Source organism: Pseudomonas sp. PsB (assembly GCF_043658375.1).
Lineage (GTDB): Bacteria > Pseudomonadota > Gammaproteobacteria > Pseudomonadales > Pseudomonadaceae > Aquipseudomonas > Aquipseudomonas putida_Z.
Map to the genome: position 1 here is coordinate 251,712 of NZ_JBIGLU010000002.1, position 12,993 is coordinate 264,704.

Annotated in this window: 11 protein-coding genes; 5 read left to right on the plus strand and 6 right to left on the minus strand. The window is 64.2% G+C overall.

Features of this window, described 5'->3' with window-relative positions; genetic code table 11:
- A complete protein-coding gene (locus tag ACGLHT_RS05955; RefSeq protein WP_274120180.1) occupies positions 1 to 282 on the minus strand; it encodes a SelT/SelW/SelH family protein in 282 nt (93 codons plus the stop codon).
- 67 nt (positions 283 to 349) lie between these two features.
- Here ACGLHT_RS05955 and ACGLHT_RS05960 point away from each other — a divergent pair, with 67 nt between their 5' ends.
- Complete coding sequence (locus tag ACGLHT_RS05960; RefSeq protein WP_274120179.1) at positions 350 to 2,536, plus strand: patatin-like phospholipase family protein; 2,187 nt, start codon at positions 350 to 352, stop codon at positions 2,534 to 2,536.
- A 115-nt stretch (positions 2,537 to 2,651) separates the two neighbouring features.
- On the opposite strand, the gene ACGLHT_RS05965 is transcribed toward ACGLHT_RS05960, so the two are convergent.
- Positions 2,652 to 3,089: a MarR family transcriptional regulator gene (locus ACGLHT_RS05965; RefSeq protein ID WP_046614656.1), complete on the minus strand. Its 438-nt coding sequence runs from the start codon at positions 3,087 to 3,089 to the stop codon at positions 2,652 to 2,654.
- A gap of 150 nt (positions 3,090 to 3,239) precedes the next feature.
- Positions 3,240 to 5,387: a DNA helicase RecQ gene (recQ, locus tag ACGLHT_RS05970; RefSeq protein WP_085589121.1), complete on the minus strand. Its 2,148-nt coding sequence runs from the start codon at positions 5,385 to 5,387 to the stop codon at positions 3,240 to 3,242.
- A gap of 246 nt (positions 5,388 to 5,633) precedes the next feature.
- On the opposite strand from recQ, the gene ACGLHT_RS05975 reads away from it, so the two are divergent.
- From ACGLHT_RS05975 to ACGLHT_RS05985, 3 genes are all read left to right on the plus strand, one after another.
- A complete protein-coding gene (locus ACGLHT_RS05975) occupies positions 5,634 to 6,221 on the plus strand; it encodes a YecA family protein (protein WP_025340148.1) in 588 nt (195 codons plus the stop codon).
- On the plus strand, positions 6,175 to 6,594 hold the full coding sequence (locus ACGLHT_RS05980) for a YbaN family protein (protein ID WP_162276778.1): 420 nt from the start codon (positions 6,175 to 6,177) through the stop codon (positions 6,592 to 6,594). Before ACGLHT_RS05975 ends, ACGLHT_RS05980 begins: the two co-directional genes overlap by 47 nt.
- Positions 6,595 to 6,905: 311 nt before the next feature.
- A complete protein-coding gene (locus ACGLHT_RS05985) occupies positions 6,906 to 8,264 on the plus strand; it encodes a TolC family outer membrane protein (RefSeq protein ID WP_085618603.1) in 1,359 nt (452 codons plus the stop codon).
- A gap of 128 nt (positions 8,265 to 8,392) precedes the next feature.
- Here ACGLHT_RS05985 and ACGLHT_RS05990 read toward each other — a convergent pair whose 3' ends face one another.
- The 3 genes from ACGLHT_RS05990 to ACGLHT_RS06000 form a co-directional block, all read right to left on the minus strand.
- Positions 8,393 to 8,992, minus strand: a complete 600-nt coding sequence (locus ACGLHT_RS05990) for a tRNA-uridine aminocarboxypropyltransferase (protein ID WP_085618605.1) — start codon at positions 8,990 to 8,992, stop codon at positions 8,393 to 8,395.
- Positions 8,993 to 9,156: 164 nt separating this feature from the next.
- A complete protein-coding gene (locus ACGLHT_RS05995) occupies positions 9,157 to 10,722 on the minus strand; it encodes a PAS domain-containing methyl-accepting chemotaxis protein (protein ID WP_137164573.1) in 1,566 nt (521 codons plus the stop codon).
- Between the two features lie 140 nt (positions 10,723 to 10,862).
- Entirely contained in the window at positions 10,863 to 11,756 is an 894-nt protein-coding gene (locus tag ACGLHT_RS06000) for a LysR family transcriptional regulator (protein WP_025340153.1), read from the minus strand.
- Between the two features lie 225 nt (positions 11,757 to 11,981).
- Between ACGLHT_RS06000 and speB the strand changes: the two genes are divergently transcribed.
- Positions 11,982 to 12,932: an agmatinase gene (speB, locus tag ACGLHT_RS06005; protein WP_025340154.1), complete on the plus strand. Its 951-nt coding sequence runs from the start codon at positions 11,982 to 11,984 to the stop codon at positions 12,930 to 12,932.
- Positions 12,933 to 12,993: the final 61 nt, after the last annotated feature.

Genomic DNA, 12,993 nt, shown 5'->3' on the forward strand with positions numbered 1-12,993 from the left:
TCAGCCGTCGTTGTGGCCCAGGTCACGCTGCGGGTCGATCTGGTCGCGCACCCGCTGCTTCAGCACCTTGGCCTCGGGGAAACCACCGTCGGCCTTGCGCTCCCAGATCTGCACACCATTGCAGGTGATGCGGAAGATACCGCCGGTGCCAGGCTCCAGGGCCACCCGGCCAAGGTCGTCGGTGAAGGTGCTGAGCAGTTCCTGGGCCAGCCAGGCGGCACGCAGCAGCCATTGGCACTGGGTGCAATACGTGATGACGATTTCCGGTTTGCTGTCGGCCATGGTGAGGCATCTCCAGGTGAGGGGCCGCTTATACTAGCGGTCTTTAGCCCACGGTTTGAGACTCACGATGCGCCGTTTGCTGTTCTGTTTCCTGCTCACCCTCACCTCCCTCACGGTATTCGCCGCCGAACCGGCCAGGCCCAAGGTTGGCCTGGTGCTGTCGGGGGGCGCGGCCCGTGGCCTGGCCCACATCGGTGTGCTCAAGGCCCTGGAGGAACAGGGCGTGCGCATCGACGCCATCGCCGGCACCAGCATGGGCGCTGTGGTCGGCGGCTTGTATGCCTCGGGCTACAGTGTCGAAGAGCTGGAAAAGCTCGCCACCACCCTCGACTGGCAACAGGCGCTGTCCGATGCCCCGCCGCGCAAGGACGTGCCGTTCCGGCGCAAGCAGGATGACCGCGACTTCCTGGTCAAGCAGAAGCTCAGCTTTCGCGACGACGGCAGCCTGGGGCTGCCGCTGGGGGTGATCCAGGGCCAGAACCTGGCGCTGTTGCTGGAAAGCAAGCTGGCGCACACCGCCGACACCCGTGACTTCGACAAGCTGCCCATTCCCTTCCGCGCAGTGGCCACCGACATCGCCAGTGGCGAAAAGGTGGTGTTCCGCCGTGGCCACCTGCCCCAGGTGATCCGCGCCAGCATGTCGATCCCGGCGGTGTTCGCCCCGGTCGAACTGGACGGCCGGCTGCTGGTGGACGGCGGCATGGTCGACAACATCCCGGTGGACGTCGCCCGCGAAATGGGTGTGGACCTGGCCATCGTGGTCGACATCGGCACCCCGCTGCGTGACCGCAAGCAGCTGGCCACGGTGGTCGATGTGCTCAACCAGTCGATCACCCTGATGACCCGGCGCAACTCGGAAGAACAACTGGCCAGCCTGCACCGCGACGACATCCTCATCCAGCCACCACTGACCGCCTTTGGCGTCACCGACTTTGGCCGCGCCCGGGAAATGATCGAGGCCGGCTACCGCGCCACCCGCCTGCTTGACCCGCGCCTTGCCGCCCTGCGCCAGCCCGAAGGTGACAGCAGCCTGGCCGTGGCCCGCTCGCCGCGCCAACGCACGCCGACGATCACCGCGATCAGGATCGAAAACGACTCCAAGGTCAGCGACGAGGTCATCCGCTCGTACATCCGCCAACCGATCGATGCGCCGCTGGAGCTAGGCCGCCTGCAGACCGACATGGGCACGCTGTACGGCCTGGACTACTTCGACCGGGTGCAGTACCGCGTGGTGCACAAGGGCGACGACAACACCCTGGTGATCAACGCCCGCGGCCGACGCGGTGGCACCGACTACCTGCGCCTGGGCCTGAACCTGTCGGACGACCTGCGCGGCGACAGCGCCTTCAACCTGGGCGCCAGCTACCGGGTCAACGGCATCAACAGCCTCGGCGCCGAATGGTTGACCCGTGGCCAGATCGGCGACCAGCAGGAATTGTACAGCGAGTTCTATCAGCCGCTGGACGTGGGCTCGCGCTACTTCATCGCGCCGTACCTGGACTTCAGCTCGCAGAACATCGAAGCCACCCTGGACAACGACCCGGTGGCCGAGTACCGCCTGGAGCGTTACGGCTTTGGCCTTAACGTGGGGCGGCAGATCGGCACCAACGGCGAAGTGCGCCTGGGCGTGGGCAAGGCCTGGGGCGAGGCCGAGGTACGCATCGGCGACCAGGACCTGCCCAAGGTCAGTTTCAACGAAGGTTTCTACGAGCTGAAGTACTCGTGCGACACCCTCGACAACGTGTACTTCCCGCACAGCGGCGAGGATATCGGCCTGACCTTGCGCAAGTATGACCAGTCGCTGGATTCCGACCAGGATTACCGGCAGTGGATGTTCAACCTGGACAAGGCCCTCAGCAGCGGGCCGAACACCTTCGTGCTGGGCGGGCGCTACGGGCGCACGCTGGATGATACCGAAGTGGTGACGTCGAGCTTCGTGCTGGGTGGCGCGCGGGAGCTGTCAGGCTTCCGCCAGGACTCGGTGTCGGGGCAGAACGTGAGCCTGATGCGCATGGTCTACTACCGCCGCCTGACACCACGGGCCTACGTGCCGCTGGACTTCCCGCTGTACATCGGCGGGTCGCTGGAGCGAGGGCGAGCGTGGAACAACGACAACGAGTTCGACAGTGGCTACATCAATGCGGCGAGCATCTTCCTGGGGCTGGAGACGCCGTTGGGGCCGTTGAACCTGAGCTACGGGGCCAACAGTGCGCATGAGCAGGCGGTGTACCTGAACCTTGGGCATACCTTCTGAACCGTCGGGGCTGCCTTGCAGCCCATCGCGACACAAGGCCGCTCCTACAGGAGTACGCGATCCCCTGTAGGAGCGGCCTTGTGTCGCGATGGGCCGCAAAGCGGCCCCAGGCCCCTCAGGATTTCTCCAGGTTGGCCAGGATCTTGGCATGCACCCGCATGCACACCTGCAGCTCCGCCTCGTCAACCCCGGTGAACAGCTCTACCCGCAGTTGATTGGCAATGGTCTCGATCTGGTCGATCAGCGGTTTGGCCGGCGGGCACAGCACAATCTTCTTCGCCCGCCGGTCTTCCAGCACCGCCTGCCGGCGTACCAGCCCCTGCGCCTCCAGGCTGTCGAGCAGGCGCGCCAGGGTCGGGCCTTCGACGCCCACGCTCTGGGCCAGCTCACGCTGGGTCGGGGCATCTTCGAAACGGGCCAGGTGCAGCAACACCAGCCAACGCGCCTGGGACAGGTTGAGCCCGGCCAGGCGGCGGTCCAGCTCGGCACGCCAACCCCGGGACATCTGGGCCAGCTGCATGCCGAAGCGGTGTTGGTTGTCGGTCAGGGGCATAAGCAACTCATTGAACAGATCTAATTATTAGGCAGCTAACCATGGCCCGTCCCACGAGGCAAGGCTCGGGCACCCTGGAATGTTCGATAATCGTCAAAAAACATGACAAAGGTCAGCAGATGGCAGTTCTGCCTTCGATCCTGTCGTCACTTACAGCTCGAACTCGGCCGCCAGCGCAGCCCGCACGCAGTACAGCACGCCCTCCGGTACCCGCGCCCCGAACAGCGGCGCAATCGCCGATACCGGTGGCAGCTCGCCCTCGCCATCGAGGAAGGCATCCTGCACTTCCATCAACAGGTCTTCCGGCAGGTCCAGGGCCTGTTCCAGGCTCAGTTCCTGGCGGCCCAGCGCCTCGGCCAACAGGCTGTAGACGTTCTTCTCGCTGCAGTTGAGCTGCCCGGCGATCTGCGCCGGGGTCATGCCGGCACGGGCCAGGCTGACCAGTTCGTGGCGCAGGTCGAGTACCACTTTCGGCGCTTCGTCGGTGCCGCCGCTGTTGTTCAGCACCTCGAGGAAGGCCTGGCCATAACGCTCCAGCTTGCGCGCACCCACGCCGCTGACCTGGGCCATGTCGCTGAGGCTGACCGGCTGGCTGCGCAGCATCTCCAGCAGCGTCGAGTCGGGGAAGATGACGTAGGGCGGCACGCTGTGCTCCTCGGCCAGCTTGCGCCGCAGGGTACGCAGCGCTTCCCACAGTTCGCGCTCTTCGGCACGCACCAGCTGGCTGGCCGGGCTGCCGCCACTGGACGACGAAGTCCTGGCGGTGGTCTGCGGCTTGAGGTCACGGCGCAGCTGCAAGGTCACTTCGCCACGCAGCAGCGGCCGGCAGCTGTCGGACAGGCGCAGGCCGCCGTAGCCTTCCAGGTCGATGTCGACCAGGCCGCGCGCCACCAGCTGACGGAACAGCGAACGCCACTCGACTTCGGCCAGCCCCTTGCCGACGCCAAACACCGAGAGCTTCTCGTGGCCGAAATTGCGCACCTTCTCGGTGTCCTTGCCCAGCAGCACATCGACCAGGTGACCGACGCCATAGCGCTGGCCGGTGCGGAACACCGCCGACAGCGCCTGGCGGGCCGGCTCGGTGGCGTCCCAGGTCTGCACCTGGTCGACACAGTTGTCACAGTGCCCGCACGGTTGCTCGAGGGTTTCGTCGAAATAGGCCAGCAGCGACTGGCGGCGGCAGCGGGTTTCTTCGCACAGGGCCAGCATGGCGTCGAGCTTGTGCTGCTCGATGCGCTTGTGGCGCTCGTCACCTTCGGAGTTCTGCAGCATCTGCTTGAGCATCACCATGTCCTGCAGCCCGTAGGCCATCCAGGCATCGGACGGCAACCCGTCACGGCCGGCACGGCCGGTCTCCTGGTAGTACGCCTCGAGCGACTTGGGCAGGTCAAGGTGGGCGACAAAGCGCACGTTGGGTTTGTCGATACCCATGCCGAAGGCGATGGTGGCGACCATGATCAGACCTTCCTCGTTGAGGAAGCGGTGCTGGTTGGCCGCACGCGTCTCGGCAGCCAGGCCGGCGTGATACGGCAGCGCGGGGAAGCCCTGGTCACAGAGGAAGGCGGCGGTTTCGTCGACTTTCTTGCGCGACAGGCAATAGACGATACCGGCGTTGCCGCGGCGCTCGCCGAGGAACGCCATCAGCTGCTTGCGCGGCGCCTCCTTGGGCACGATGCGGTAGAAGATGTTGGGCCGGTCGAAACTCGACAGGAAGCGCTCTGCGCCTTGCAGGTGCAGGCGCTGGACGATCTCCTCGCGGGTGCGCATGTCGGCGGTGGCGGTCAGCGCAATGCGCGGCACATGCGGGAACAGCTCGGCCAGCTGGCCCAGTTGCAGGTATTCGGGGCGGAAATCGTGGCCCCATTGCGACACGCAGTGGGCCTCGTCGATGGCGAACAGCGAGATGTCCAGGTCGCGCAGGAAGTCGAGCATGCGCGGCTGCACCAGGCGCTCCGGCGCCAGGTACAGCATCTTCACTTCACCACGGCGCAGGCGCCCGGCCAGGTCACGCTGCTGCTCCGGGGTCAGCGTGGAGTTCAGCGCAGCGGCCGGCACACCCAGTTCGTCGAGCGTGGCGACCTGGTCGTCCATCAGCGCGATCAGAGGCGAGACCACCACCGTCAGGCCCGGGCGCAGCAGCCCCGGCACCTGGAAACACAACGACTTGCCGCCGCCGGTGGGCATCAGCACCAGGGCATCGCCGCCATTGGCCACGCAGTCGATGATCGCTGCCTGGCGCCCGCGGAAACTGTCGTAGCCGAAGACGTCCTTGAGAACGCGCTGAGCCTGTTCGAGCATGTGCAACTCCACAAATCGCCGTACCATCCCGGATACAGGCTGGACGAAAAACCCGCCCCGCACACGCCAAATGCGTAAGCGGTTTTTGCCAGGTAGCCGGCAAACCCTGCCCCTGGATGAAAAATCGCGGAGTATACCGCAGCACCGCCCCGCGCAGGGCACCACGGCGATAGACGTTCCCTTTACCCCGCCGCCGTCGCAAGGTGCTAGAATTCGTTATCGTTTATTCCCCAAGGTAGCCCTGTAATGTCCTTCGCCGAGCAACTGACCCGCCTGCAAGCCTTCCTCGACGCCGACGAGCTGCACGAGGAAGCGCTGGACTATGTCGCCGCCCACGGCTACCTCACCGCCCTTTCGATCAATGCCGAGGAAGTGCCCGAGCGCGAGTGGATCGACGCCCTGTTCGCTGAAGAGCCGCACTACGCCAGCGATGCTCAGCGCACCGAGATCGAGGCCACCCTGGTGGCGCTGAAAGCGCACATTGCCCGCCAGCTGGCCAGCGACGACGAGTTCGAGCTGCCATGCGACCTCGACCTGACCGACGAGCCGGACGATTCCGACCTGCGCGGCTGGTGCATCGGCTTCATGGAAGGCGTATTCCTGCGTGAAGAGGCCTGGTTCGAGAACGCCGAGGAAGAAGTCAGCGAGATGCTGCTGCCGATCATGGTCGGCTCGGGCCTGTTCGACGAGCAGCCGGAGTTCGCCGACATCGCCAGCAACGCCAACCTGCAGGACGACATGATCGTACAGATCCCCGAAGCGCTGACGGCGCTGTTCCTGCTGCTGCATGCCCCAGACGAAAAACCGGCGCTGCTCAAGCCACGCCACCACTAAGTCGCCTGTGCGCTACCTGCTGCTGGCCACCGGCTGGCTCAGCGTCGCGTTGGGGGTGTTGGGGATATTCCTGCCGGTATTGCCCACCACCCCGTTCCTGCTATTGGCGGCCGCCTGCTTTGCCCGCAGCTCGCCGCGCTTTCACCACTGGCTGGTCCATCACCCCAAGCTCGGGCCATGGATCCGTGACTACCTCAGTGGTGAAGGCATCCCCCTCAAGGGCAAGGTCTACGCCATCGGCCTGATGTGGGCCAGCATCGGCCTGTCGTGCTATCTGGTGCCCCTGTTCTGGGCGCGCACCTTCATGTTGACCAGCGCCGTACTGGTAAGCCTGTACATCCTCAGCCAGAAAACTTTGCACAAGCCAAAGTGACAATATTTTGTCGCCAAATATCAATTTCGCCTAACGATTATTCTCCTTATCCGAAATGATTCTGGAACTCTGTTAAGCCCCCGTATTAATTGGCTTTCATGGACTTTTCCGCTGCCATTCCCTGGGTCCTTCTGCGAGCCCATTAGACAATTTATATATTATATGGCAATTTGATATGAAGAAATCTTCTTATCTATCGCGTTGAATGTACTTAGCTGTGTTATTAAAAACCTGCAACACTATATGCAATAACTTTATCGTCATTTTTTTGGCGATCAGCAGGATAAATTCCAGAATCAGGGAGATGTAGCATGCGCGTTTTGAACCCCATCACCAGTGCATTACTGTTGGCCCTGGCGAGTGCCAACGTACAGGCGATGTCGATCACCGAGGCTGTCCAGAGCGCCGTGGACTACCACCCGCAGGTCAGCTCCAACCGCAACAGCAAGCTGTCGGCCGATGAAGATGTGAAGTTCGCGCGTGGTGGCTACTACCCTTCCGTGGATCTGGTCGCCGGCTATGGCCGCCAGCGTTCGGACAACACCACGACGCGTGCCGAGGGCAACCACAACAAGGAAACCCTCAACTACACCCAGTCCGAACTGCGCCTGCGGCAAATGATCTTCGACGGCTTCAACACCTCGAATGAAGTGGGCCGCACCGAAGCAGTCTCCACCTCCCGCGCCTACTACACCCAGGCCGTTGCCCAGGATGTCGCCCTGCGTGCAGTCGAGGTGTACCTGGAAGTGCTCAAGCGCCGTGAACTGGTGACCCTGGCCAGGAACAACCTGCAAGCCCACCTGCGAGTCAACGACCAGATCGGCCTGCGCAACGAGCGCGGCGTCGGCAGCACCGCCGACCTTGACCAGTCCCGCGCACGTCGCGCCCTGGCGGAAAACAACCTGGACACCGCCGAAGTCGACCTGGCCGATGCCGAGGCCAACTTCTTCAGCGTCGTCGGCCGCATGCCGGACGAGCTGGAAAGCCCGCAGACCATCAAGGGCGAGGTGCCTGGCACCCTCGACGAAGCCCGCGACGGCATGCGCCAGAACAACCCGTACATCAAGTCTGCCCAGGCTGACGTGAATGCTGCCGAGCAGCAATACGAAGTGGCCAAGTCGACCTTCTACCCACGCTTCGACGCCATTCTGGCCACCGGTGCCAACAACAACACCGGCGGCGAGAAAGGCCACAACAACAACGACTGGCAAGCTGGCGTGGAGATGAACTACAACCTGTTCCGCGGTGGCAGCGACAAGGCTCGCCTGCAGTCCGACGCGCACAAGATCAACCAGGCCCTGGACATCCGCAACAACGCCCTGCGTGAGCTGACCGAAAACCTGAGCCTGGCGTGGAACGCCATGAACAACGCCAGCAAGCAGCTGCCGACTGCGCGTGAATACGCCGAGACCACCAAGCGCGTGCGTGCTGCCTACCAGGACCAGTTCGGCCTGGGCCAACGTACCCTGCTCGACGTGCTCGACAGTGAAAACGAGCTGTACAACGCCGACCGCCGCTACACCGAGGTGCGTTATACCGAGGAGTTCTCGCGCTACCGCGTGCTGGCGACCATGGGCGAGCTGCTGAGCAAGCAGCGTATTTCGCTGCCGCCGGAAGCGCTGGCTACCACCGAAGTACGCACCGAGGCGCGTTTGCCTGATATGCGTTGATCGGGTTCGAGATTTTTGGGGCCGCTTTGCGGCCCATTCGCAGCACAAGGCTGCTCCTACAGGAAAGCGCGCAACATCTGTAGGAGCAGCCTTGTGCTGCGAATGGGCTGCAAAGCAGCCCCCTGCCCTCACTCGCTACCATGGTTACGCTGGAACGTCTCCAAACCCATGGCCCTGATCTGCCCCTCGATCAACGCCTCGAACGGTGCCAGCAGCGCATCGAAACAGGCAGGCTGCTCCAATGCGTTCAGCGCTCCCACCACCGCCTCGATAGTCGATAACGCCCCCGCCTCCGGCGCCTTGCGCAAGCGGTAGCGTGAAGGCGCGACAGCCCCCAGCGTCACCCGCGGCAACGCCTCCAGCAACGGGTTCAGGTACAACAGCTTGCGCGCCTTGCGCCAGGTGCCGTCGGGCACGATCAACAGCAAGGGTTGGTCGTCCGTCTCGCCATAGGCCACCAATTCCTGGGCGTCGTCACCCGGGAATAACAGGGCTGGCCGGTAGCCGGGGGTCGCCAGCAATTCGTTCAGGTCATCGAATACCTCGCCTACTCGCAACTCGGCATTGTTCAGGCCAAGGGCGGCCAGGCGGGCGGTATTCAGGGCATGGGTGGTTTCACTGGGGTGCTGCAGCAGGATGACGCGGGTGCGGCTGTCGAGTGCGGGGATCAGTGGGCAGAGGCAATGGTCGAGCGGGCGCTGGCAGCGCTCGCAGCGGGGTCTGGGCATGGGATTCTCCTTGGCGGGAACAGTTTGCCACAGAACCGGGGCCCGCTTTGCGGGCCATTCGCCGGCAAGCCAGCTCCCACAGGTATTGCACAAGGCCCAGGTCTGTGGTGATCCTGTGGGAGCTGGCTTGCCGGCGATAGGGCCGCAAGGCGGCCCCGGCAATCTCAACGGTTGAACCGCTCCGCCAGGCTATGCAGGTACTCCGCCATGCGCTCCAGGTCCTGGCTGATTTCCGCGCCTTGCCTGGCCTGCCCGGCACTCTGGTCGCACAGGTGGGCTATGCGCACGATCTGCTGGTTGATGTCCTCGGCCACATGGCTCTGCTGCTCCGACGCCGTCGCCATCTGCTGGCTCATGCCGGTGATGCGGCTGACCGCCTGGGCAATCCCGCTCAACGCTGCCTGCACCGCCTCGACACTGTGCACGCTGTCCCGCGAGATCTGTTCGCCGCGGCTGGCGGTGCTCACCGCGCGCTCTGCCCCGGCGCGCAACGAGGCGATGATCTGGTGAATCTCCTCGGTCGAGGCACGGGTGCGCTGGGCCAGCGATCGCACCTCATCCGCCACCACGGCAAACCCGCGCCCCTGTTCGCCGGCACGCGCCGCCTCGATCGCCGCATTGAGCGCCAGCAGGTTGGTCTGCTCGGCGATCGAGGTAATCACATCGACCACGCTGCCAATCGACTGGGTCTGCTCGGCCAGGGCATTGACGGCCTGGCCGATGTCGTTGACCGCATTGCTCATGCTGCCCATGGCTTGCAGGCTCTGCATGGCCAGCTCGCTGCCCTGCTGCGCCAGCTGGTCGGCATCGCCCGCTGCGTGCGCCGTGCTCTGCACGTTATGGGTAACCTGCTGAATGGTCGCCGCCATCTGCGCGATGGCGGCGGCGGACTGGTCGGTCTCGCTGCGCTGGCGGTCGAGCATCTGTGCCTGGGCATCGGACAAGTCGGAGGACTGCGCCGCCCGCGACTTCACCCCGACCCCGGCATCCACCAGGCGGGTCAAGGCCGTTTGCAGGCGAGCTTCCTCGCTGATGATGGCAAGATCCAGCTGGCCTTGCAGGCCTGGGTTGTCGCTGTAGGTCAGTGCCACCAGCGGGCTGGTGAAGGCCTTGGGGTGCTCGGCCAGCGTGCGGCGGATGGCCTGGTTCTGCCGGTGCTCGACCAGATACCAGGCCAGCAGCAGGCTGGCCATCAGTACCCCGAGCGCCGCGTAGGGCGGCAGCCACAGGTAGCCTGCCGCCGACAGCAGGCCCGCACCGATCAATGGCCAACCGTGACCCAGGCCATGCCCCAGACGGGCCGCCCACGGCACCGGCGCGCGGCCAGCCCGCAAGCGCGCGTACAACGCCTCGGCGCGGCGGATCTGCTCACGGGTGGGCACCGAGCGCACCGACTCGTAGCCACTGATGCGGCCCTGCTCGTAGACGGCCGTGACATAGGCGCTGACCCAGTAGTAATCACCGTTCTTCGCCCGGTTCTTGACTACGCCCATCCACGGTTTGCCTTGTTTGATGGTTTCCCACATGTGGCCGAACACGGCCGGAGGCATGTCCGGATGGCGCACCAGGTTGTGGGGTTGGCCGACCAGCTCGTCGTAGGTGAACCCGCTGATCGCCACGAAAGCGTCGTTGCAGTAGGTGATGCGGCTGTTGAGGTCAGTGGTGGAAATCAGGCGCTGATCGTTGGGAAAGGTTCTTTCGTGCTCAGTGACGGGCAAATTCATGCGCATCTTGGACAATCCTTGCAGGATGAAAGGGAGGTAGACAGCAGCACACACTGATTTGATATATAGCAGGGCTGCCATTATGTTGTCGGTCAGCGGCACCAACAATTTAACGGGGGCCGACGAAATACAGCATGTGCCGGACTTCAACCCACGTTGAGCTGGCTTTTCAGCAGGTCGCGGAAAGTCTGGATCAACGGTTCGCGGCTGCGCCCGCGGCGAATGATCAGCGAAAACGGTGCCTGGTAGCCGAAGGTGGACGGCGACAGCACGCGCAAGTCGCCCTTGTCGACCCAGGCCTGGGCATAGTGCTCGGGCAGGTAGCCGATGTAGGCCCCGGAGAGAATCAGGATCAACTGCGCCTCCATGCTCTCCACCGTCGCCGCACTGTGCTTGAAGCCATGCCGGGCCAGTTCGGCCTGGCTCCAGTAGCCACGCCCGACCATGCGCTGCTGGGTCACCACCTGCTCGGGGATGCGCCGTTCGGCATACAACGGGTGGCGGCTGCTGCAGTACAGCCAGTGCTGCTCACGGTACAGCGGCTGATAGAGCAGCCCGCTCATGCGCGAGGAAAACGCCCCGATCGCCAGGTCCAGGCGGTTGTCCTGCACGCCCAGTTGCAGCTCGTAAGGGCTGGACACCGACAGGTGCAGGTGCACCGCCGGGTGTTCCTGGCTGTAGGCGCCGATGGCTTCGGCCAGCGGCAAGGCCTGGTCACCGACCGTGGAGTCGATCACCCCCAGGTTGAGGGTGCCGCGCAACTCGCCCTTGAGGGCGGCGGCGTACTGTTCGAAACCGTCCAGCTCGGCCAGCAGGCGCAGGGTTTCCTGGTGGAACAGCTCGCCCTTGCTGGTCAGGCTGAAGCCGCCACGGCCGCGGTGGCACAGTACGATCCCCAGGGCACCTTCCAGCTGGCTCATGTAGGTGCTGATGGCCGAAGTCGACAGGTTCAGCTCGCGCTGGGCATTGGCAAAGCCCTGGTGGCGCACCACGCTGACGAAGATGCGCAGCAGTTTCAGGTCGGGCAAGGTCGAGGCCATGGTGCAACGGTTCCGCAAGGGTGTTTGCGCGCAGTCTAACCGCTCTGCCGGCCTTTAGTTCAGAAATTCCTGAACTAAGTATTTGCCGGTAGCGATTTTTCCCCGGCACTACCTTCAGCAGACTTGGCCGAAATGTCCCTGCCCGCCGGCAAGACCACACCTGGAAGGCGCGCGGCGGCACAGGTTCGAACAAACAGAACAATCGACCGACTGATGAGGCCCACCGTGGACAAGATCCTCCACCAACCACTGGGCGGCAACGAAATGCCGCGTTTCGGCGGCATCGCCACCATGCTCCGTCTCCCCCACCTGCAAAGTGCCCAAGGCCTGGACGCCGCCTTCATCGGCGTGCCACTGGACATCGGTACCTCGCTGCGCTCCGGCACCCGCTTCGGCCCGCGGCAGATCCGCGCCGAATCGGTGATGATCCGCCCGTACAACATGGCCACCGGGGCCGCACCGTTCGACTCGCTGTCGGTGGCCGACATCGGTGACGTGGCGATCAACACCTTCAACCTGCTGGACGCCGTGCGCATCATCGAAGAAGCGTATGACGAGGTCCTCGAGCACAACATCATCCCGCTGACCCTGGGTGGCGACCACACCATCACCCTGCCGATCCTGCGGGCGCTGCACAAGAAGCACGGCAAGATCGGCCTGGTGCACATCGATGCCCATGCCGACGTCAACGACCACATGTTCGGCGAGAAGATCGCCCACGGCACCACCTTCCGCCGCGCCGTGGAAGAAGGCCTGCTCGATTGCGAGCGCGTGGTGCAGATCGGCCTGCGCGCCCAGGGCTACACCGCCGATGACTTCAACTGGAGCCGCCGCCAGGGCTTCCGTGTGGTCCAGGCCGAAGAGTGCTGGCACAAGTCGCTGGAACCGCTGATGGCCGAAGTGCGCGAAAAGGTCGGCGGTGGCCCGGTGTACCTGTCGTTCGACATCGACGGCATCGACCCGGCCTGGGCGCCTGGTACCGGCACCCCGGAAATCGGTGGCTTGACCACCATCCAGGCGATGGAGATCATTCGCGGCTGCCACGGCCTGGACCTGATCGGCTGTGACCTTGTCGAAGTCTCCCCGCCTTACGACACCACCGGCAACACCTCGCTGCTCGGCGCCAACCTGCTGTTCGAGATGCTCTGCGTGCTTCCAGGCGTAGTGCGCCGCTAAACGAGAGCAACACCGTTCCCTGTGGGAGCGGGCAAGCCCGCGAAGGGGCCAGCACTGACAA

Coding starts and splice junctions, on each gene's coding strand:
- ACGLHT_RS05955 (WP_274120180.1), bottom strand. CDS start 282: ATGGCCGACAGCAAACCGGAAATCGTCATCACGTATTGCACCCAGTGC.
- ACGLHT_RS05965 (WP_046614656.1), bottom strand. CDS start 3,089: ATGCCCCTGACCGACAACCAACACCGCTTCGGCATGCAGCTGGCCCAG.
- ACGLHT_RS05980 (WP_162276778.1), top strand. CDS start 6,175: ATGCCCCAGACGAAAAACCGGCGCTGCTCAAGCCACGCCACCACTAAG.
- ACGLHT_RS06000 (WP_025340153.1), bottom strand. CDS start 11,756: ATGGCCTCGACCTTGCCCGACCTGAAACTGCTGCGCATCTTCGTCAGC.
- ACGLHT_RS05990 (WP_085618605.1), bottom strand. CDS start 8,992: ATGCCCAGACCCCGCTGCGAGCGCTGCCAGCGCCCGCTCGACCATTGC.
- recQ (WP_085589121.1), bottom strand. CDS start 5,387: ATGCTCGAACAGGCTCAGCGCGTTCTCAAGGACGTCTTCGGCTACGAC.
- ACGLHT_RS05995 (WP_137164573.1), bottom strand. CDS start 10,722: ATGCGCATGAATTTGCCCGTCACTGAGCACGAAAGAACCTTTCCCAAC.
- ACGLHT_RS05975 (WP_025340148.1), top strand. CDS start 5,634: ATGTCCTTCGCCGAGCAACTGACCCGCCTGCAAGCCTTCCTCGACGCC.
- ACGLHT_RS05985 (WP_085618603.1), top strand. CDS start 6,906: ATGCGCGTTTTGAACCCCATCACCAGTGCATTACTGTTGGCCCTGGCG.
- ACGLHT_RS05960 (WP_274120179.1), top strand. CDS start 350: ATGCGCCGTTTGCTGTTCTGTTTCCTGCTCACCCTCACCTCCCTCACG.